The sequence below is a fragment of the Staphylococcus sp. MI 10-1553 genome, assembly GCF_010365305.1.
Classification (GTDB): domain Bacteria; phylum Bacillota; class Bacilli; order Staphylococcales; family Staphylococcaceae; genus Staphylococcus.
Window position 1 is genome coordinate 2402736 of sequence record NZ_CP048279.1, and the last position, 20133, is coordinate 2422868.

Genomic DNA, 20133 nt, shown 5'->3' on the forward strand with positions numbered 1-20133 from the left:
TATTGATGTTATGACACTATATTGAGAGCATATCATTTTTTTGTTTGACTGATACAACCTTAGTTTATCTATACATAATCATCATTTTAAAGCGCTTGAATGCCCTCTAATGACATTCTAAGCGCTTTTTTCACACCTCTCATAGCCGAAATAACCAGTCGTTTCTTTTTTTATTTCATCAAACCCTCTTTCGTTATTCCACAATAACTTATTCATTTTTTATACCATTGAAAAGACTGACCTATCCATGAACTTTTTCAGCTAAAAACTCATCCGGTGTCATATCTCCAATAATCTTTCCTTCTTGCATCTGTATGATTCTATCAAACTGTGTTAAATATTGTACATCATGTGTTGCAACGACCAGTGTTTCAGCTTGTTGATGGATTTGATGCATCACATCTTTTGTATTTTCTATATCTAGTGCCGTTGTTGGTTCGTCAAGTAACCAAATCGGACCATCTCGTAACATGAGACGCGCAAGTGCTAATCGTTGAAATTCTCCGCCTGACAATGTATTTCGATTGAATGTTACCGGTCGATCTAACGTAATATGTTGCAAGTGTAATTGATCAAGCACCGTCCGACTTTGAGATATTGAAGCATCAGTCAATAAATTTTCATACACTGTACCATCATAAAAATGAGGTTGTTGTAACATCGTATTTAACTGCTGATAGTAAGATGTCATATCTAAATCGTGCAGAGAGTTGTCACCTATTAAAATTTGGCCTTCACTTGGTGTATACAATCCCATTAACAATTGTAATAACGTCGATTTACCCGAACCAGACGCCCCAACAATGCCAACGTGTTCACCTTTACGAATGTGTAAGTTTAAATGTTGCACACTTGGACGCTGTTGATGTTGGTAGTATAACGTGACATCTTTCAATGTTAACAGCGATGCTCCATGAGACATTTGATGAACATCCACCTTCTCTGATCCAATCACACTTTTACGATGCCCCATCACTTCTGATAAGCTTTGTTGTGCCAAATTGGTCTCGCTTTTATAATCAGCGACCTGACTCATCGGCACAGCTTGTTCTAATAATGTTAAAATCATTAAAATAATGCTCGTTACATAGACAATATCTACTTGTTGTTGTTCGACCATCACTACAACGAGTACGATACTACCGAGTAATGCCGCCATGCTGATTAGATGACGTATATAATCGTAAACGAGGTGACTTCGTTGTGACAGGTGCTCTGCTTGGCTGAATGCCGTTTCAGAATTCATTAATTGCGCGTTATATTTTTGATCACTCTTAAATCGTTTTAACTCATCATGACCTAATATATAGTCAAAATACGCATGCATCCAACGCTCCCCAGTTTGATTAACATGCAGTCGCACACGTGTCGCTTGTTTCACACGTAATGCAGGTAAGATGAATAAAGCAATCACGATTGTAATGACTAAAACAAGGGCATGCACCCATGAAAAATAAATTAAAGTCACTGCTGAAATGAGCGTCGTTATACCAATTACAATAGGTGGATAATAGACGCGTAAATATATATTTTGTAATGCTTCCACTTGTGTCACCATTCTGCCGAGTAAATCACTTGAGCGAAATTTTCGAAAAACATCAGGTACAATCGGGATGAGCGCACGATAGAGCTGAACCCGCACATCTCTCAACATCGTAAAGGTCGCACGGTGAGAGCGCAGGCGTTCATAATATTTGGCTATAGCACGTATAAACCCAAATAACTTAACTGTCACAATTAACCCCATCAATGCATATAGCGGGGCACCTAAAGCACTTTGAGTAATCATATAGCCACTTAGAAAGAACATTCCCAACGCAACAAGACTTCCAAATACGCCGATACAAATGGCTATCACAATATCTTTATCCCACTTAATATTCATTACTTGTTGGAGTTTCATTTACTGTTCACCTCCATCTTGTGTACGTGTAAATGAGAGTTGAATGCGATCATCATCCGACTGAATCGTACCGTCTGCTAAATAAATACGTCGTGTCGCATGTTGGATTGTAGACTGACGGTGTGCAATCGTTAAACGTGTCGTATGTTGGAAATAGCGGTCTAACGTTTGTTGAATCACTTGTTCCGTCGCGCTATCCAATCCTGCGACAGGCTCATCTAAAACAACAAAATCTGGCTCTAACAATAACAATCGTGCGAGCTCTATTCTTCTCATTTCACCGCCGGATAACATTTCGCCACCTTCACCAATAAACGTTTCAATGCCATGCTGAAATCTTTCAACAACAGGCATTAACTGTACCGCTTCCAATACTGCAGTAATTTTTTCAGCAGGAATGTCATTAAATACAGCGACATTTTCCGCAATCGTCGCATTAAAAATATATGGGTTTTGAGAAAGGTAACCTATTTTCAAATCCTGCCGTTGATACGTGATATGCCCCTCTTGTGATAACAGTTCGCCAATCAACAAACGAACAAATGTGGATTTACCTGCACCACTTGGACCGACTAATGCAATACGGTCTCCTTCAAAAATGTCGAGATGCATCTCCGTTAATACATTGGACGTCGTATTTGGATAGTGGTATTGAAGGTTTCGTACTTGAATGAGTGGTGTTTGATTTTCATCAACATCGATTTCATGACCGGTCACATCTTCACGTTCTTCTAATGCTGCATGAATCACGTCACTAGCACCTTCACTTTCTTTTCCTGTATGAAAGGCTTGTCCTAAATCTTTAATCGCATTATAAAATTCAGGCGCCATAATCATCGCAATAGCAGCTGTACCGAAATGTATCGATTGAAATACAATCAAGCTTAACCCAACCTCTAAAGCGACTAAACCAATCCCTAACATACTAATAAATTCCAACATTAAGCCAGATAAAAATGCACTTTTTAATATCGTCATCGTCTTATCACGAAATTGTGTACTTTCTTCATTAATTGTTTCCACTGCTTGCTCGGAACGGTTAAACAGTTTTAAAGTGACTAACCCTTTCGTCAAACTTAAGAAACGTTGACCAAATTGATTTAAAAATGTCATTTGATCTTTTGCATCATCACGTGTTTTCAGACCAAAAACAATATAAAAAACAGGAATAAATGGCGCCGTAACAAGCATAATTAAAGCCGTGGGTATATGCACAAAAAACATCGTTACAATAATAGCAAGAGGGATAAATGTCGATTTAAACACTTGAGGTAAATAATTACGATAAAACGGCAACATTTCAGACAAGGTCTCTGTCGCCATCGTCAGCCTTTCACCAACAGCCTGTCGAGACACTTGATGTAATAAGCGATGCCGAATCGTCTGTCGAACGTGATGTGCCAGTCGCTCCCCTAGCCATCCATTCACAAAATCTAAAGTTGCACGTAATATTAATACCAACGCTAAAAACCCAATCATGACAGACCATGTTGTAGGTTGATGCGTGAGAATGCGTTCCAATATGATGCCAATCGTTACATTTTGAGCAACGACTGATAGCGCAAGACCGATACAAACGATAGCCATAAATATAGGCAAGATATAAAATTGTTTAGCACATTGATGTAGTTGTTTCATCTTTGATTTCCGCCTCCATTTGTATGTGTCATTTCTCCATTTTACATGGTCGCTCTATCCCTTTCACGTGAAAAAATTCGACTATTTTTTGTCTGAAATCTTTCAATTGAAGTCACACTTGTACAAATTTCAAATTCATACGCTTGATGCTTTTTCTACTGCTATGGACGTATATTTCAAAAAATATATGTTAGGAAAAGACATCTTAAATGCGAATATGCTATCATATGCTATGTTATATTAAAATTTACACAAAAATGATTAAAGAGGGTTCTTGTATGTTATTTTTCGAATTAATTAAAGCCATTATTCTTGGTATCGTTGAAGGCATGACTGAGTTCGCTCCAGTTTCTTCAACAGGACATATGATTTTAGTCGATGATATGTGGTTGAAATCGACTGAGTTTTTAGGACCAGAATCTGCTTTTACCTTTAAAATTGTTATCCAACTCGGTTCTATTTTTGCTGCGGCATGGATTTTTCGTCACAAGTATTTCGAAATGTTACATATCGGTAAGTATGCACCAGCTCAGCAGCCTGGCCGTCGTTCAAAACCACGTCGTTTGAATCTCTTACACATTATTATTGGGATGATTCCAGCAGGTGTACTCGGTCTATTATTCGACGATTTGATTGAAAAATATTTATTTAGCGTACCCACTGTGTTGATCGGTTTATTCCTTGGTGCGATTTACATGATTATTGCCGATAAATTTAGTCTTAATGTTAAAAACCCAAAAAGTCTAAATGAAATCACTTATTTCCAAGCCTTTGTAATCGGTCTTTCTCAAGCCGTTGCAATGTGGCCAGGATTTTCACGTTCTGGGTCAACAATTTCAACAGGGGTATTAATGAAGTTAGACCACAAATCTGCTTCTGACTTCACATTCATTATGGCGGTGCCTGTCATGTTAGCAGCAAGTGGTTTATCTATTATTAAGCATTTAGATTATATCGAATTAGCACATATTCCATTCTACATTTTAGGTTTCTTAGCGGCTTTCACATTCGGTTTTATTTCAATCAAACTGTTCTTGAAATTGATTCAAAATGTTAAATTATTACCATTCGCGATTTATCGTATCGTACTTGTCGTCGTGATTGCTATCGTTTATTTCGGTATTATTAAATAATTGAATATGCATCAAAATATGAGAAAGGGGTTGAGACCATTGCGTGTCTAGCCCCACTTTTTTTACCTTTTCAAACACCGAGTTAAACGATACATACATCTATGCTTCAGTCATTTGCATGAGGACAACTAGTGAAAAATTCATGTCGACATCGTCATCACACTTGAGTAAACCTATCCACGGTTTTAGAAATTTCAAAAAGCTGAGTTCACTTTTTAAATTTCTATCAAAAAAATGTACAATAATAATACAATACGTAACGAGCTCAACTTATCGATTTTTGACATGCTACAGAGTGCAACGTTCACTATTTAGCGTTTATTGATACGGCTCAAAGGGTAAAAAGTCATAAGTATACTCATAATTGGAGGCAACGTTCATGAATAAAACAATTAAAATGATAGTCAATGTTTTACCTGTATTTCTTGTACCACTCATCTTAGAACGCAAAAAATTTAAAGAACACCCCGATGTTCAAAAAGTGACACAAACAACAGTGAATACTTCTAAAACTGTGGCACATAAAACAGGTCAAGTTGCGAATTCTGTGAAAGACTCTGTTGTTTCAGGATCAAGTCATTTAAAAAGTACCATTCAAACAAAAAAGCGTCGTCATGACTACAATAAAGTGATGAAAAAAGAAGCTGAAATCCAACGTTACAATCGCCCTGAAAATGTGCGTGCACGTGGAAAAGAAATCGCTAAAAAAAATCGTAAAGAAATTGACAAGTTAGCGAAAAACTTAGAAAAGCACATTGCAGAACGTCACAAAGAAGAAGATAAGGCGTTTGATCAACGTCAAAAGCAAATGATTAAAACAATGAAAAAAATGCAGAAGTATGAAGAAAAAGTCGGGCATACACTAGGACAACGAGATGCTAAAACTGAGAAACGTGTTGAAATAATTGAAAAGCGTAACAAAAAAGAAGTCGACAAAATGAACAAGAATTTAAAAAAACACCTAGAACAACGTCATAAGAAAGAAGAAAAAGCTGCAAAAGCACGTGAAAAAGCGTTAAAGAAAAATATGAAAGCCATGGAAAAACATGAAGAAAAGGCCGGACACACGACAGATGCAGCACCTAAAAATAGTTCAGTAAAGCAAGACAACACGGTTCAATCAAATGACCAACAAGAAAAGCAACGTATTACGACGTTATCTGAACTCCAAACGACGCAAAGTCATACTGGCGAAGGTCAACCTACACCAAGCGCACCAGGTCAAGTCGAAACAACTTCAGACAACGCACCTTTATACGAACAACATTATCAAAATATGGAGCGTCAAGTGCAAGACAGCGACACATTAAGACAAAATCAACAGTTAAATGACACATCTAAAAAATCAAGGAAGAAACAAAGACGATAAATGCGCATTTTAATAGATGGCGATGCTTGTCCAGTCGTCGATTCCATCGTTCGAATCACGGCTGAGACAGGCATTTTTGTATATTTATTTCGCACTTATAGTCATTTTACTGTTCATGATTTTCCTGCGCATGTAGAAGTCAAATATATCGATGGCGGGCGTGACGCTGTTGATTTTATGTTGCTCCAACATGCAAAACCTAATGATATTGTTGTCACACAAGACTATGGATTAGCCAGTTTAGTGTTAGAAAAAGTCAAACATGTCCTGCATCACAACGGTCACATTTATACACCCGAAAATATTGATCGTCTACTCGCACAACGTTACTATCATCAGCAAGCGCGTCGAAAAACAAAACGTCATCATAAAGGGCCGCCCGCATTCGATCAAAAGCAACAACTCAATTTTGAATCATCTTTTCGCCACTGTATCCAATCTCCATAGCTGTGCATGTGTCTCAACATTGTTTGTTTTGCTACACATGCACTTCTTTTTGCTTTAGACTGTGACTAAAGACTGATTTAAATAAGGAGCGATGAAAATGATTCAACGTATAGCAGTTTATTGTGGCGCAAGTAAAGGTTTTGATGAGACATACGTCAAAGAAGCCTATACTTTAGGTCAATACTTTGCAGAACAAGGCATTGATCTTGTTTTCGGCGCGGGATCTGTAGGCATTATGGGCGCAATACAAGATGGTGTATTAGATCATGACGGTCATGCAATAGGTGTGATGCCTCGATTATTAGACGAGCGTGAAATTACGAGCCAAAAAGTATCTGAACTGATTTTAGTCGATTCTATGCATGAACGTAAACAAAAAATGGTAGACCTCGCCGATGCATTTGTAATTGCTCCAGGTGGCGCGGGGTCTCTTGAAGAATTTTTTGAAGTTTATAGTTGGGCACAAATTGGGTTACACCAAAAGCCTATTGCTATTTTTAATATTAAACAATTTTACAAACCTCTAGAAGCATTGATTACACATATGATTCATGAAGGTTTTATTGATAAAAAGTATGAAAAACTTGCAGGTGTGTACGAAACGCCTCAAGCATTGTTAGAAGGCCTTCAAAATGCCAAACCGATTTCAACACGTACATACGATTAAGCATTGCTGTTTTTTGTGTGCACAATAGCGATGTGGAACAGACGCGTAAGAAGTATGATTCATACGCGTCTGTTTACACATATTTTTAGTCAATCTTGTTACTCGCCCGCCTTTCATTACAAATTGCGCTTCTATTTGTTTTGTTACTTCTATACACGTACCATCTCATATTTTTACTTTTAACTTCTTAAAAAAGCATAAAAAGAGGCCGACTTAGCCTCACGCGATTCAATTCATATCAATGACCACTTTGCTCAGTAGTCATCTTATTTCATGCTGAGAATCCTGATAAGTAGTATGCTTATGCTTCCTTCAACTGCTTTCTATAACGCACTTGTGGCCTCAGTACATGATGTTCACTCAATCCCGGCGTCTCAAAATCATCATAATGTGTCATGCCAATCTTTTCCATCACGCGAATCGATGCATGATTCACTTTTGCTGCCATCGCGTACACTTCACTTACGCCACGTTCAGCTACATAATCGAGCACCGCTTCTGCCCCTTCTGTCGCAATCCCATTATCCCAAACTTCAGGAGACAATCGCCAACCGATTTCATAAAATGGGAGTTCTTTAAAAGGGTAATCTACCGTTTGTGGAATATAATTCACCCCTATAAACCCAATCCACTCTTTCGTTGCCTTTAACTCCACAGCAAACAATCCTATCTGATGCTGCTTTAAATAAGATTTCATCACTTCAAAGTCCAACGCTGTTTTTTGATAACTTAATAAACTTGGAAAAAACTGACGGACTTGGCGATTTGCATTCAATTGTTGAAATGGTTGCAAATCCTCATCTTGCCAGTCTCTCAATTTCAATCGATTTGTCTCTATATAAACTGTCATTGTGCATCCCCCATTTAACCGTGTATCCAAAGAAAGAAGCGGGTCAGAAATCGCATGTACTACTTGTGATTTCATCTTCCCGCCTCAGTTATGCATTTGATTTCTGAAAGTTTCACTGGGCGCATCTTCAGTCGACATCTTTCACCTTTATAAAACTTCTCGATCAGACGTATCCTGCGCCTTCAGTTGTTGATGCGATATTGATTTCATTACACTCTAGAAATATAGCTAATCAGTTGAATCGTCACAGGTACCTCTTTTAATCGTTCTGGATTTTGACCTTTTTGTGTTGTAAAAACAGCATCAACAAAATCATTTTTATGGGTCAAACGATATGTCGCCGTATATGTTTCCCAGTCATGATCAAAATTAGGTTTCAATGCGATGGAACGTTGCAATTCACCTGTGGAATCAATAATGGAATACCCTGTAATATTTTCAAGTTCGCGTCCAAGTTCAACAAGCGAAATGTCGCGACCTTCTAATAATCTAAATTCTTTTTCGTACATACGATAACCCTCTTTTCTCTCCGTAATATATGTGTTTTTAATACCCTATCCCTCTCAACATCAAACGCGATACATTGCGGGTCGTGTCAATAGCACAAGATATCAAAATGACGTTAAAAATAATCACTCAAATTAGCTTTTATCTTGAGTATCAGACGTTTCTTTTGATTTTTCTGTTGATTTAGCATCTTTTTTAGATTCTGTTGATTTCTTGTTGTCCTTGCTACTTGTTTTCTTCTTATCATCTGAAGTTTTCGCTTTATCAATAGAATGTTCAAGATCTTTAATTTGATTATCTAATTGTTCACTCTGATCTTTTAACTTTTTATTTTCTTCTTGTAATTCTTTTTGTTCGTCTTCTAACGATTTAATTTCATTTTGTAGTTTTTCCTTTTCACTATTGCCACACCCTGATAACAATACGACTGTCCCCATAAGTGCGATAAGTTGTTTCTTCATTGTTATTTCTCTCCATTTAGAATGACTTACACTTTATTTTATCATGGTTTAAACAGATTCGCATAATGCTTATGATTCTTCTAATGATTTCGACATAATATATTTTTCCACACGATATCCTAACGCTTCATTCAGTTGCACCATCGCTTGATTGGATTGTTGTACTGTACCGACGATTTGACGTGCTCCTTGTGATTTGGCCCACTTTTCAATCTGTTGTTTAAGTTCAGTGGCGTACCCTTGTTGACGATATTCAGGATCAACAAATAATGATTCAATGGTCACTTGCGCATTTCCCGGTTCGTAGTGAGCCCACGCGTAAGCCTTCATTATGTTGATTCGTGTCTGTCATGATGCCAATCCAGTCCCCTACATAACACAATCGATGTGCAATCATCTCTTCATAAAGTGCGATCTCCATTTGCGTCCCTTGACTTCGCATTAAAGCATCTGATTGTAACAGTTTGACGTGCTGCACTGCTACGCGATGAATGTAGTCGCTATCTTCAGGTGTGAGTAAAATCATCACCATCTCCTTTCATTTAGGATTGATTTATCTCATGAATATCGTCATAATAAGTACAGTTCACTATGATTTAAATTAGAGGAGGTGCTTGACCGATGAAAACGACGAATGAACTGATGAAAGAAAATAATGTTAAATCGTTACGGCTGAACAATACGGATCGACAAATCTTTGAAAGTTACATGACCTATGTTCGTGCGGATATGCGCGTCAATGCACATGACTCCGAAAAAGTACTACAGCGTATTTTAGACCATTTACTCAAAGCTGAAAACAAAGGCCTTCATGCGATGGAAATTTTTAATCATCATCCTAAAAAACATGCCATTCAAACGATTAAAGAGATGCCTAACCATACGTTTAAGAATATTTGTCATTACATTTTACAACATATCATCTTTTTGTTAGGTGTATTCTGCTTCTTAAAAGGGTTTTTAGGATTTTTCATTAATGATACACGCGTCTTTTTATACACCTTTCCGCTCACTTTTGTTGCGGGGATATTCGTCACTTTTTTATTCATTTGGTCTTGTTTTAAAATGATACAACTTCAAGCTTTTGACTATTCACGTCTCGCTTGGTTAATCGGCTATGTCGTATTGATAGCCCTTATTTTATTAATTTTTATTATTTTCTTTTTCCCACAAAACTTTTTACAATTCGGACCTTATATACATATTAGTAATTGGGCGTTTATTATCGCATCGTTTTTTATCATTCCACTTGGTATGTTGAAATACAAAAATGATGATCACGCTAAAAGTGCATCTTGGCGATAAATTTCAACTTGCTGCATTCCATTAAAAAAGTCAGGTCGATGATTGGCACTATTTACCATTCATTCACCTGACTGTTTTTATTTTGAAAATGCCGCTTTAATTAATCAGTAACGCATCGATAAAAAACCAGATCATCATGACTAACATGAGTACCGCTTGCATCACGGCGCTAGAGAAAAATGCGACAAGCGAACCAAAACTTGCTTTGACTGCTTGTGTGAAATTTTTAGACTGCATCATTTCAACAATAATGACAGCGATAAATGGCACAATCATCACACCAAATGGTGGCAGCACAAACGCCCCGACGAGTACACCGATTAAAGCAGCCCACTCCCCTTTTTTCGTGCCTCCAAACCGATTCACAAAATAGCGATTGAGCCATAAGTCGGATACGAAAATAAAAATCGTGAGTACAATCATCGCAGTCCAAAAAATCCATGATAACGTGGCACCATTAATGCCAAATTGATAAATCAAAAAGCCCACCCACAAAACGGGAATAGCCGGAATCACAGGCTTGATTAAACCGATAAATGCCAATACGAATGCCGCTAAGATGAGCACCCATAAAATCACGTCTGACATTGTTATACGTCAACTCCTTATTTACACAGTTTGAACTGTTTTTCTACTTTTCTTAGTAAATAAAATTAACACAAAACCACATGCCAATGATAGCGCAGAAACATAAAAGACATTGCCTAAACCGACCCACTGACTCATCGCACCACCTAATAAATTCCCTAACAGTTGACCGATAACCATTGCATTAGCGAACAAAGTCGACGCATAACCTGGGTATTGTGGTAAAACATCTTGGAAATAACTAATTCCTATACCAAGTAATACCGCTAAAAATGCCGCGAGTAACACTTGACCAACGAGCATCATGTGGACACTTTCAAATATTCCGATACTACCGAAAAACAAACTACCACAAACCGCCGCAATCGCTAATAACGTTCGTGTTTCCACTTTGCTTGCGACCATACCTAAAATGATCATAAACGGCACTTCTAAACCGGCACACAAACTCGCAAGATGACCAACATATTTTTCTTCTTCATGTAAATATTGCGTCACAAATAGAGGCATATTGAGCGTATACATCCACTGACCAATGTGTAACAACACAAAAGCAATAAATGGCACAATTAAATAGCGATGTTTCAACATAGAAGGTGCATCTTGTTCTATCGCTGTACTGTCACGAACAGGCTTTTTCGCTTTAACATCTTTAAAAAAGAACACTTGTAGGAGTAGCGTCGTCAAAATAATGGCTACTGTTCCACCAAATAAACCACTATAGCCCCATGACTGATTTAAAATATTACCGACTAACGGACCAAATAAAAAGCCAAACGAAAACATGGAACGCAGTACAGAATTGGCAAATACCGCGCGACTACTCGATGTAGATTGATTAATAGATTCCCTTGCAGAAGCATAAAGTTGGGGCATAGCCGGAGCGAATAACCCTTGAAAAATGGCATACAAAATAATAAACAGTACAACCGAATGTACAAAAAATGGTAACGTAAAACTGATAGCCCCCATGAATAATCCTGCAATGATAATCACTTTCCGATTGATAGCATGCGTATCCGAAAAACGAGCGACAATACTATTCATCGTAAATTGACTAATTGCCGCCAATGCCAGTAACAGCCCAAACTGATTGGTCGTCATCCCCAATTGGTTAGTTGCAAATAGAACAAAAAATGGGACTGTAATCGCAATGCCCATCCCAATTAGCATCATATTCACAATAAATAACTTATAATTTTTAATCGTTAACAATTCACGAAACATGTGTGTTCTCCCTTATATACTTAAAATTGATATTGAATCGCATGATGCTGTGCTCTCTTTTTCTATTCATCACATGTCTTTATTCGATATCTTCAATGTGTAAATATGTCTTAAATACATTAATAAATGAACTGACTTGAGGTAACTGTACCATACTCATGTCATAACTTAAATAAGTAGAACGGACTAAAGATTGTTCTTCTACGTCCACTTTTAACATCGCAAACTGAGATGCATCTAAGTCTTTTACCATAATTTCCGGTAAAATCGTCACCCCTACGCCACTCAACAACAACGCTTTACACGTCGCGACTTGGTCTACTTTAATGCGCGCATGATAATCTTGTGACATATGTTGTTGATACCATGTCTTGATTTGATTAATATAGACCGGGTCTGCTTGAAATTCAATAAAAGGTAGCTTTTGTAATTCAGTTTCTTTATTTTTAGGGTAGATGAAATAATGTTGATCATCCATCAAGTGGTCGTTGTGCATATTTAACAATTGATTACCTCTCACAATCATAATATGGTAATCATTATGGTTCGCTTTAATATGTTCACTAGAGCCTACTTGTAGTTGAATTTCAACATTTGGAAACTCCGCAGTGTACCGATTCAGCACTTCTGGCAATACCGTTTGACCGACTAAAGAGGAACAACCAATTGATAACGTCCCATTAATTGCACCCACATGCGCCTTAATCTTATCTTGGAATAAACGCTCTTGTTTCAGCATCGATTTCGCATGAGCAATGACCATCGCACCTTCCGTCGTTGTAATCAGCTGTTTTTTCGTACGGATAAAAATGTCCACACCAAAATGACGTTCAATGGATTTCAAACGTTGTGTCACAGCAGGTTGTGAAATATAAAGACGTTCAGCCGCTTTTCTCAGTGTGCGTGTTTCATCTAAAGTAATTAATAACCGATAATCATCAATTTTCATCGTACATCCTCCTCAAAATAAAAGAAACACTAGACAAGATATTTGTCCAGTGTGCAGAAATCCTTTCACAGCACACAGTGGTGGTTGCTACGGTGTGTGAAAACCATCTCCATTTGATGTTTCAAACTGTTTATACTTTTCTTGCTTTTGGTATTTGCGATTAATTTTGTGATAACAATACATCGCTTTCTTTTGTATACTCTCAAAATCCTCATCAATTTGAATCATTAATTGATGTGCAATCACATAAGCTTCATGATATTGTTTTCGCGTAATTTGATTCGATTTCAATGCACGCTCTAAGTCTTCTTGGTCTACAAGTTCATATTGGCCATCTGGTAAAGCAAGCACATCTAAACATAAATCAATCGTTCGTGCCTTGCCTTTTTGTATAATATTTTTTAAATTAATATCAAAATAGTATTGTAAAGGTTGTCCTTTGTCATCGAACATTACTGTCATGCTGTAACGCTTTTTCTCTGGCAGGATTTGTAGCCATTGATAGCCATCGTCAGCTACTACCATTCGTTGATTTACAACAGTCACCTCTAAAGGATCTCTCACCTTTTTGATTGAAATTAAACCTATTATGCCTTTAAATTTATTATTATTGACTTTAACTTCGATATAATCATGGTCTAAGAGGCGACGCCAGTGACGTTTGTCAATATATTTCACTTTCACAGCCACCAACTCCCTTTTTTTCATTATATATAAATCGAAGTAGGATGTCACTTGTTGCAACTATCCAATCATATAAAATTCATAGCGATTCAAGCTCATATTTAATCAAAAACATGATAAACACGCACTCGAGCACCCTATTTTTTTACTAAGATGATATACAAGCCTTGATAAATAAGATTCAAAATAAATATCGCGCAGTTGAGGCAAATGTTCAGGAAACATAGCCCGATTCGAACGATTTTTTAAGTTGAGTTTACCGATCCACTATAAATTGCGAAAACAAAAAGACCGACAAGACATCACATCTCATCAGCCTTTCAAACAAATCTATTAATCCACCGAAACCTTCGCATATTTTCGAATGATCTCCTCATGCTCCGGATACCATGCCAACAATTCCGCTTGTGTAAACAATTCAAAATGCTCAAATTGAAATGCAGGTTGCACCATACAACCGACAACCGCAAAGGCATTTTCACGTTCAATGGAAGACGCAAATATCGTCCCTTTTGGCACAACATATTGCAATACATCACCGTCCACGACATTCGGACCTAATTGCACGGCACAATACGTACGATCTGGAAAAATCATATGAATCGTCAGCGTTTCACCGGCATGGTAATACCAAATCTCATCCGCATCAATACGATGGAAATGCGAAATATTCTTATCCTCTAATAGAAAATAAATGCTAGAATAATGCGGTCTTTCATTCGTCGTATCCGGACTTAAAATCGTTTGGCGATAATAGCCCCCTTCTGGATGAGGGATTAATTCTAAATGGCGCACCCAATCTTGTGCTTCCATAGCATTGACCTCCAGTGACTATGCAAGTTCTACATTATGATAAACGTGTTGAACGTCTTCTAATTCTTCTAATACATCGATTAATTTTTCAAATGTTTCCTGATCTTCCGCTGAAAGTTGAACTTCAGTTTGTGGCAACATTTCAAGTTCAGCGACTTCAAATGATGTCACACCTAATTGTGCTAACGCTTTTTGTACAGTTGCAAATTGATCAGGCTCTGCGTATACAATCGTTAATCCGCCTTCTTCAATGACGTCACGTACGTCAATATCATTTTCCATTAAAGCTTCAAGCACTGTATCCGCATCAAAGCTTTCAAATGCAAATGTCGCCGTATGGTCGAACATATAAGCCACTGAGCCAGATACGCCCATATTTCCGCCGTTTTTACCGAAAGCTGCTCTCACGTCAGAAGCTGTACGATTGACGTTGTTCGTTAAGGCATCCACAATCACCATCGAACCACTTGGACCGAAACCTTCGTAACGGAGTGAATCAAAGTCTTCCTCGCCGCCACCTTTCGCTTTTTCAATCGCTCTATCAATAATATGGTTGGGTACAGAATAAGTTTTCGCGCGTTCAAGGACAAATTTTAATTGTTGGTTTGATTCAGGATCGGGTTCACCTGATTTTGCCGCTACATAAATTTCTTTACCAAATTTAGCGTAAATGCGGCTTGTGTTTTTATCCTTTTGCGCTTTCTTTTCTTTAATATTATTCCATTTACGTCCCATGACTTCCATCTCGCTTTCAAATACGTTTTTGAGTACCCTTTATTATACATGTAAAATTTAGACAATAGCAACATTCTAAATAGGAATGGGTTGTTCAAACAATTTTCGAGCGACGGATTGTGCCGTGTGAATATCCTCTGCGTCATATACTAATAACCGTCCATCTTGATACAATGTCATATCATACGTTTCAAGTCGAAATCGTTTAATGAAAGGATTATCAATTAAAATTGTGACTTCTGTACGTATGGCCGCTTCAAATTGTTCTGGAGCCAATCTGAATTGATACACGCCGCCACATAACACTTGCGTAGACTTAAGCTGTTTGTTTTGTAGACGCGTGAACTGTTGCTTGGCACATACGGGACAGTCCACTTCTTTAAGACTTTGAATCGAGATTTTTTTCACTTTACCTTGATCAATATCACTGGTCGTCATTTGGTAAGAAAAATCACCATGCATCAGGTAATAAAAGACTTCTGCCACGACAAAACTACTCGCCAAATGAACAGCGGGTGGCAACACTCCGTTAAGGTCACAACTTTCCATCGTCTCTGGCACATCCGGCATCACACAATGTAAACAAGGCCCGTCATGACTGATTGGAAAGACACTCAGCTGACTCCCCACTACTGCACCGTAAACATAAGGAATATCCAATTTTCGTGTCGCTTCATTCACTAAATAACGTGTTTCAAAACGATCCAAACCATCAAGTACCATATCCGGTTGTAGTTCCTCAAGAATGCCTTCAATATTGCGTGCTGTCACTTCTTCGTATAACGGTTCGATTGTTACTTCATGATTCATCATCGCGAGTCGTTCTTTTAGTGCAAACACTTTCGGCTTCATCGCTTCAGCATCTGCTTCAACATAGCCACTTTGACGATGTAAGTTAGATAAATGCACCACATCTTTATCGACGATCGTCAGTTTGCCAACACCACTTCTCACCAATTGCTCAGCGATGCCACTACCTAAAGCGCCGACGCCGATGACAAATACGTGTAATTGTTGTAACTGACGTTGGCTCTGTTCCCCAAAATGTTGGAAGCGTATTTGTCTATGATAGCGTGTCATTATAAAAAGCCTAACCCCTCAGATGGACTGGATTGCACTGCATTATAACGAATTGGAATACGACCTGCTTCATAACTTAAACGACCCGCTTCGATTCCTTTTTTCATCGCTTCAGCCATCTTCACTGGATCTTGTGCACGAGATACAGCCGAATTGAGCAAGATTGCATCTGCGCCAAGTTCCATCGCTTCGGCACAATCTTTTGCTGAACCAATCCCTGCATCTACAATGACAGGCACGTCACATTTTTCAATGATATAACGCAAATTCAGTGGATTCGTAATGCCACGACCTGTACCAATAGGAGAAGCAAGTGGCATCACCGCATGAACACCTAAGCTTTCTAGTCGTTGCGCTAATACGACATCATCTGAAATATACGGACAAACGATGTAGCCTTTTTCTAATAAAATTTCACAAGCTTTGTACGTTTCTAACGGATCAGGTAATAATGTATCGTCATCGCCAATCACTTCGACCTTAATCATGTCACACACGCCAGCTTCACGCGCTAATTCAGCAATACGCACCGCTTCTTCTGCCGTTTTCGCACCTGCTGTATTGGGAAATGTTGTAAATTTTGATAAATCGACATTCGCCAATGGATTCGGTAAGTTTCGGTCATATAAACTCATACGTCTGACCGCAAATGTGAGCACTTCTGTTTCTGATGCTTCAATCGCCTTAGACTGAATCGCTTCACTTTCAAATTTTCCTGTACCTAAAAATAATCTTGAATGAAATGTTAAATGTCCAATTTTAAACATCTGTTAACCGCCTCCTACAAATTCTAACAATTCTAATCGATCATCTTGCCGTACTTCAGTTGTGGCCCATGCTGAACGTTTAACGACTGTTGCATTACGTTCGACTGCCATCCGTTTCGATTCGATACCGAAATGGTCTAAAATGTCTTGTACTGTCGTGCCTTCTTCAAATTGTTGCTGCTCTCCGTTCACAAAAACTTCCATTCATTTCACCTTCTTTAATGACCAATTATCAACCATCTTTTCAAACGATTGAAGTTCATGTCTAAATGCACTGCTGATACACGCGATTCCTGTAAAATGAGACGATATATGTTGTACTGTGTCAGCTGTAATGCCTCCCAATGCCACTACCGGAAAATCAATGGTCAAAACTTCATCAATTTCAAGTTGTGTTCGCGGTGGCAAGTCAGGTTTTGACGAGGTTGGAAAAAGATGTCCAAATAACACAAAATCTAATCGTTGCGCTTTTGCTTCACGAACCATCGCTGCTGAATGTGTCGATGTGCTCACTTGATAATGAGGGTGCGCTTGCTTTAATGATGCAGCACGGTAATCTCCCTCTTTAAAATGCACATTTGAAATGCCGAGTTCAATCGCTAATGTCACATCCGTATGTATGATGACTTTAGATTTTGGAAAGCCATTCGCCAATAATTGGGTGATCCATTGCTTGAGTGGGTGCCGATTCATAGGCGTCCGTAAAATGACACCTACTATCTGACTTTCAATAGCACAGAGCCTTTTGATATGCCAGTCATCTAGTACAACATACGGTGTAATCACAATCATCATCGCCTTTTCCCTCCCTTTCTATTCACAATAAAAAAACTACTTTCCTCGTTATTTACAATAGAAAAGTAGCCTCATTTGACACGAATACAGCCACTTTCCTACGCCAGTACGAACTGGATCAGGTTCAGGAATTTTGAAATCAACATTTCAATCTCAGCCATTATGAACGGCACTTCCAGTGGATTGTTTCAAATATTCAATTGTTTTATCGTTTCATTATACGAGCTAATTCTAACACATAACGAATGATGTGGAAAAGGTTTATAAATAAATTAAAACCTAATTCTCGTGGTGAAAACTGACCTCGCTTCATACGATTGAAGTCATAAAGTGTATACAATAGAAAAAGTAATAACCCGACAACTGCAATAATCGTGTAGTAAATCGGGCTGTGAATCCACCAACCAACGAGACTTGCTAAAATGAGCGCGATTAATGTCACGAATAAATATTTCCCTAAGCTCGACGCATCTTTAATCCAAAAATAACCGAAGATACCAAAAATGACAAATCCAGATACGGCTAAAATAACCATATTGAAAAATAAACGCGCACCTAAATCTTGCAATGTATACATGAATGTCGCATAAGATAATAATCCGACGACAATCGTATAAATATGAGAAATAATCGGGCCACTAAAGCGCACACGTTGAAATACCATCGAAGCTAAGATTAAGATGAGTAGTCCGATAGAGAGTGGTTGTCGCCAAGCTATCGGTAAAAATTGTCCAAAATATGTTGAAATCCCAAAAATCAGCCAATAGTACATAAAAAACAACCATACTTTACCATAAGCAGAACGGGATTGATTTTGTGTTGCCATCTCATTTTGCCTCCTTTTCTTCTATTTTACGGTATGTCACAACAGAATCAAATGCAGAAATGATACAACTATTCCATTGATAAACGATGCATTTATATTACAAAAACTTTAATTATCTCAAAAGATTTGCAAATCAAATTTTCTATAAATTGGATAGTGACAACATTTAAGCACAATACGATAGCAAAACTATATTTTTCGCAACATTACAGATTCGTAACATCCCCCCAATATTACAATATTTTTGTTATCATAATGATTGAATTAATAATCAAATTACACATTTCGTTATTCATTGCTCAACACATCTTATCATTCGTGTAAATAAGGAGGCAATACATTGAAAAAACTCGCATTTGCATGTACGTTAACTTCAGGTGCGGCAGCCGTCGCTATGCTCAATCATCAAGATGCTGACGCGTCAACACAATACACAGTCCAATCTGGTGATTCACTTTGGTCCATCGCGCAAAAATATGGAACGACAGTTGATGCACTTAAGCAATCCAATCAATTACAAAACAACATGGTCTTCCCAGGCCAAGTCTTATCCATTGGTGGCGGTAGTGGTGCACCATCTTCTGCTACTGTACCACAACAAACTGGTGGCGCTTATACTGTACAAGCTGGCGAATCTTTAAATATGATTGCCACAAAATACGGTGTGTCAGTTCAAGACTTAATGCGTGCTAACGGATTGACGAGCTACTTAATCCATCCTAACCAACAACTTCAAATCCCTGGCGGTAATGCTGGCAACACTGCATCAAAAACAGGTGGCGCTGGCGGTACAGGTAGTATCTCAACAAGCGGCCAATACAACACACCTCTATTTAGCCATCAAAACTTATACGACTGGGGGCAATGTACGTATTATGTATTCGATCGTCGCGCACAAATCGGTCAACCTATTAGTACGTATTGGTGGAACGCTGATCATTGGGCAGCTAATGCCGCAGCTGATGGTTATACAGTAGACCACAATCCAACAACAGGTTCAATTATGCAAAACTTTGAAGGTCCAATAGGTCACGTTGCTTTTGTTGAACGTGTGAACAGTGATGGTAGTATTTTAATTTCAGAAATGAACTACAATACACCACCAGGACAACAAGATTATCGTACAATTCCAGCATCAATTGCTTCATCATACAATTATATTCATTAATATAGTGAACAGAGAGATTAACTAAGGTGTTTTCGGACATCATTAGTTAATCTTTTTTGTTGCCCTTTTAACGGAATAGAACATGCTGGAACCATTGCGTTTTACAAATTGTCAAAATGGGTGCGACGCTTGAGGAAAGTCTCATCATCTTTGCCTGAGCAACACGACGTAACCTTTGTCACACATAAAAATTCTGTACTACTTCCAAAATCAATTGGCTT

The 20133-nt window shown here is 38.1% G+C and carries 24 protein-coding genes and 1 riboswitch; of the genes, 6 read left to right on the forward strand and 18 right to left on the reverse strand.

Annotated elements, in window-relative coordinates; translation table 11 throughout:
* Positions 1 to 241: 241 nt before the first annotated feature.
* Both GZH82_RS11335 and GZH82_RS11340 read right to left on the reverse strand, forming a co-directional pair.
* Entirely contained in the window at positions 242 to 1903 is a 1662-nt protein-coding gene (locus GZH82_RS11335) for an amino acid ABC transporter ATP-binding/permease protein (protein ID WP_162682571.1), read from the reverse strand.
* Complete coding sequence (locus GZH82_RS11340) at positions 1904 to 3541, reverse strand: ABC transporter ATP-binding protein/permease (RefSeq protein WP_162682572.1); 1638 nt, start codon at positions 3539 to 3541, stop codon at positions 1904 to 1906.
* A gap of 278 nt (positions 3542 to 3819) precedes the next feature.
* Here GZH82_RS11340 and GZH82_RS11345 point away from each other — a divergent pair, with 278 nt between their 5' ends.
* The 4 genes from GZH82_RS11345 (at position 3820) to GZH82_RS11360 (ending at position 7157) form a co-directional block, all read left to right on the forward strand.
* Positions 3820 to 4674: an undecaprenyl-diphosphate phosphatase gene (locus tag GZH82_RS11345; RefSeq protein WP_162682573.1), complete on the forward strand. Its 855-nt coding sequence runs from the start codon at positions 3820 to 3822 to the stop codon at positions 4672 to 4674.
* 379 nt (positions 4675 to 5053) lie between these two features.
* The gene (locus GZH82_RS11350; RefSeq protein WP_162682574.1) at positions 5054 to 6043 is read left to right on the forward strand and encodes a hypothetical protein; all 990 of its coding nucleotides are present in this window, start codon (positions 5054 to 5056) and stop codon (positions 6041 to 6043) included.
* Positions 6044 to 6490: a YaiI/YqxD family protein gene (locus GZH82_RS11355; RefSeq protein ID WP_162682575.1), complete on the forward strand. Its 447-nt coding sequence runs from the start codon at positions 6044 to 6046 to the stop codon at positions 6488 to 6490. It begins immediately after the preceding gene.
* Positions 6491 to 6590: 100 nt separating this feature from the next.
* Positions 6591 to 7157 carry an LOG family protein gene (locus GZH82_RS11360; RefSeq protein WP_238989699.1) on the forward strand — a complete coding sequence of 189 codons (567 nt, stop codon included), beginning with the start codon at positions 6591 to 6593 and terminating at the stop codon, positions 7155 to 7157.
* 301 nt (positions 7158 to 7458) lie between these two features.
* On the opposite strand, the gene GZH82_RS11365 is transcribed toward GZH82_RS11360, so the two are convergent.
* From GZH82_RS11365 to GZH82_RS14365, 5 genes are all read right to left on the reverse strand, one after another.
* Positions 7459 to 8007, reverse strand: coding sequence for a GNAT family N-acetyltransferase (locus GZH82_RS11365; RefSeq protein WP_162682577.1), 549 nt, complete (start codon positions 8005 to 8007; stop codon positions 7459 to 7461).
* 209 nt (positions 8008 to 8216) lie between these two features.
* On the reverse strand, positions 8217 to 8516 hold the full coding sequence (locus GZH82_RS11370) for a hypothetical protein (protein WP_162682578.1): 300 nt from the start codon (positions 8514 to 8516) through the stop codon (positions 8217 to 8219).
* A gap of 132 nt (positions 8517 to 8648) precedes the next feature.
* The gene (locus GZH82_RS11375) at positions 8649 to 8975 is read right to left on the reverse strand and encodes an SA0632 family lipoprotein (protein ID WP_162682579.1); all 327 of its coding nucleotides are present in this window, start codon (positions 8973 to 8975) and stop codon (positions 8649 to 8651) included.
* Between the two features lie 69 nt (positions 8976 to 9044).
* Entirely contained in the window at positions 9045 to 9305 is a 261-nt protein-coding gene (locus GZH82_RS14360; RefSeq protein WP_238989569.1) for a GNAT family N-acetyltransferase, read from the reverse strand.
* A complete protein-coding gene (locus GZH82_RS14365; protein WP_238989570.1) occupies positions 9250 to 9501 on the reverse strand; it encodes a hypothetical protein in 252 nt (83 codons plus the stop codon). The genes GZH82_RS14360 and GZH82_RS14365 overlap by 56 nt, the downstream gene beginning before the upstream one ends.
* A gap of 95 nt (positions 9502 to 9596) precedes the next feature.
* Between GZH82_RS14365 and GZH82_RS11385 the strand changes: the two genes are divergently transcribed.
* Positions 9597 to 10280 (forward strand): DUF1129 family protein, encoded by a 684-nt coding sequence (locus tag GZH82_RS11385; RefSeq protein WP_162682580.1) that lies wholly within the window; start codon positions 9597 to 9599, stop codon positions 10278 to 10280.
* Between the two features lie 96 nt (positions 10281 to 10376).
* On the opposite strand, the gene GZH82_RS11390 is transcribed toward GZH82_RS11385, so the two are convergent.
* The 11 genes from GZH82_RS11390 to GZH82_RS11440 form a co-directional block, all read right to left on the reverse strand.
* Positions 10377 to 10868: a DUF456 domain-containing protein gene (locus GZH82_RS11390; protein WP_162682581.1), complete on the reverse strand. Its 492-nt coding sequence runs from the start codon at positions 10866 to 10868 to the stop codon at positions 10377 to 10379.
* A gap of 21 nt (positions 10869 to 10889) precedes the next feature.
* Positions 10890 to 12095 carry a sugar efflux transporter gene (locus tag GZH82_RS11395; RefSeq protein ID WP_162682582.1) on the reverse strand — a complete coding sequence of 402 codons (1206 nt, stop codon included), beginning with the start codon at positions 12093 to 12095 and terminating at the stop codon, positions 10890 to 10892.
* Between the two features lie 79 nt (positions 12096 to 12174).
* On the reverse strand, positions 12175 to 13044 hold the full coding sequence (locus GZH82_RS11400; RefSeq protein WP_162682583.1) for a LysR family transcriptional regulator: 870 nt from the start codon (positions 13042 to 13044) through the stop codon (positions 12175 to 12177).
* A gap of 87 nt (positions 13045 to 13131) precedes the next feature.
* On the reverse strand, positions 13132 to 13752 hold the full coding sequence (locus GZH82_RS11405; protein WP_155260280.1) for a ribonuclease FAU-1 family protein: 621 nt from the start codon (positions 13750 to 13752) through the stop codon (positions 13132 to 13134).
* A gap of 309 nt (positions 13753 to 14061) precedes the next feature.
* The gene (locus GZH82_RS11410) at positions 14062 to 14541 is read right to left on the reverse strand and encodes a cupin domain-containing protein (RefSeq protein WP_162682584.1); all 480 of its coding nucleotides are present in this window, start codon (positions 14539 to 14541) and stop codon (positions 14062 to 14064) included.
* A gap of 18 nt (positions 14542 to 14559) precedes the next feature.
* On the reverse strand, positions 14560 to 15276 hold the full coding sequence (locus tag GZH82_RS11415; protein WP_162683057.1) for a YebC/PmpR family DNA-binding transcriptional regulator: 717 nt from the start codon (positions 15274 to 15276) through the stop codon (positions 14560 to 14562).
* 75 nt (positions 15277 to 15351) lie between these two features.
* Positions 15352 to 16356: a ThiF family adenylyltransferase gene (locus GZH82_RS11420; RefSeq protein WP_162682585.1), complete on the reverse strand. Its 1005-nt coding sequence runs from the start codon at positions 16354 to 16356 to the stop codon at positions 15352 to 15354.
* The gene (locus tag GZH82_RS11425; RefSeq protein WP_162682586.1) at positions 16356 to 17123 is read right to left on the reverse strand and encodes a thiazole synthase; all 768 of its coding nucleotides are present in this window, start codon (positions 17121 to 17123) and stop codon (positions 16356 to 16358) included. The genes GZH82_RS11420 and GZH82_RS11425 overlap by 1 nt, the downstream gene beginning before the upstream one ends.
* Positions 17124 to 17126: 3 nt before the next feature.
* Positions 17127 to 17327 (reverse strand): sulfur carrier protein ThiS, encoded by a 201-nt coding sequence (thiS, locus tag GZH82_RS11430; protein WP_162682587.1) that lies wholly within the window; start codon positions 17325 to 17327, stop codon positions 17127 to 17129.
* Positions 17328 to 17918: a thiamine phosphate synthase gene (locus tag GZH82_RS11435; RefSeq protein WP_162682588.1), complete on the reverse strand. Its 591-nt coding sequence runs from the start codon at positions 17916 to 17918 to the stop codon at positions 17328 to 17330.
* Positions 17919 to 17996: 78 nt separating this feature from the next.
* Positions 17997 to 18105, reverse strand: a riboswitch (TPP riboswitch).
* Positions 18106 to 18123: 18 nt separating this feature from the next.
* Entirely contained in the window at positions 18124 to 18744 is a 621-nt protein-coding gene (locus tag GZH82_RS11440; RefSeq protein ID WP_162682589.1) for a Bax inhibitor-1 family protein, read from the reverse strand.
* Positions 18745 to 19084: 340 nt separating this feature from the next.
* Here GZH82_RS11440 and GZH82_RS11445 point away from each other — a divergent pair, with 340 nt between their 5' ends.
* Positions 19085 to 19912: a LysM peptidoglycan-binding domain-containing protein gene (locus GZH82_RS11445; RefSeq protein ID WP_162682590.1), complete on the forward strand. Its 828-nt coding sequence runs from the start codon at positions 19085 to 19087 to the stop codon at positions 19910 to 19912.
* Positions 19913 to 20133: the final 221 nt, after the last annotated feature.